This is a genomic window from Dialister sp. (genome assembly GCF_036343215.1).
GTDB lineage: Bacteria > Bacillota > Negativicutes > Veillonellales > Dialisteraceae > Dialister.
Window position 1 is genome coordinate 1 of the sequence record NZ_JAZASU010000217.1, and the last position, 1,197, is coordinate 1,197.

Annotated in this window: 1 protein-coding gene; it reads left to right on the top strand. The window is 46.4% G+C overall.

The annotated features are described in order from the left end of the window. The first annotated feature begins 100 nt into the window (after nt 1-100). Nucleotides 101-862, top strand: coding sequence for an aldo/keto reductase (locus VZT47_RS10535; protein WP_330224909.1), 762 nt, complete (start codon nt 101-103; stop codon nt 860-862). Nucleotides 863-1,197: the final 335 nt, after the last annotated feature.

Sequence of the window (1,197 nt, forward strand, 5' to 3'; positions counted from 1 at the left end):
ACAGACTTCCGGAAGGTGACAGATGATGAAGTTCAACAGGCAGTAGACTATATTAACAATAGACCTAGAAAAGGAATGGATTGGATGACTCCAATAGAATTTGTTGAAGAAATGTTGCACTAGACTTGACAATCTGCCCCGGCTCATTGACGGGGCCGCTTTTTATGGAAATGAAAAAGGAGTGGGAAAGGGAATCCGGGAAAGCGGGATTCCGCGGGAGGAAATCATTGTCACTTCGAAGGTGTGGAACCGGGACCGGGGCTATGAAAAGACGATGGCTGCCTTTCATAAGACTCTTTCCGACCTGGGACTGACCTATCTCGATCTGTACCTCATCCACTGGCCGGCCAATACGAAAAAATACGGCATTTCTGCCATCAGGGAAAATCAGGAAACCTGGCGGGCCCTGGAGGAGCTCTATGAAAAAGGACTTATCCGTGCCATCGGCGTGTCCAATTTTCTTCCCCATCATATCGATGAAATCGCAGAAACTGCAAAAATCCTTCCCATGGTGGATCAGCTGGAAATCCATCCGGGGTGGCTCCAGGAGGAAGCAGTGGACTACTGCCGGAAAAAAGGAATCCTCGTGGAAGCCTGGGCTCCCCTGGGACGAATGACCATGGCCGGGGATGTTACGCTTTCTTCTATTTCCAGAAAACATGGAAAGACCCCTGCCCAGATTTCCCTCCGCTGGGAAATCCAGCACGGGATCCTCCCCATCCCAAAAAGCAGCCATGTGGAACGGATGAAACAGAATCTTTCTGTCTTTGACTTTGCACTGTCCGAAGAAGAAATGAAAGCCCTGGATGACCTTCCTCCCATGGGCGGCAGGTGCTTTAAAATCGACGAAATGGATCTGTGAATTTGGGGATAAGTTTGTGAAAAAAGGGTGCAGAAAAATAGAAATCATTATTTAAAAAGCTTTAGAAAAACAGGTATCACGTATTAGTGATCAGTTCGCAGTTGTGGTGGGCCATTATATAGAGAGCCGGCCCTTTTATATAAAAATTTAACCATTTTCAATGAGAACTGTGTATAAAAATGGCCCGCTATCCTATTGGTGTGCCTTCGTCAAGTAGGAGAATGAAATATAATAAAATTTTTTCGACCAAAATGCCCTGGCAGGGCCTTGACTGAACCTGAGCAAAATGATGTCTGCTAGAGAAGGGCTTCAAGCCATAGGGCTTAGAATTCTAT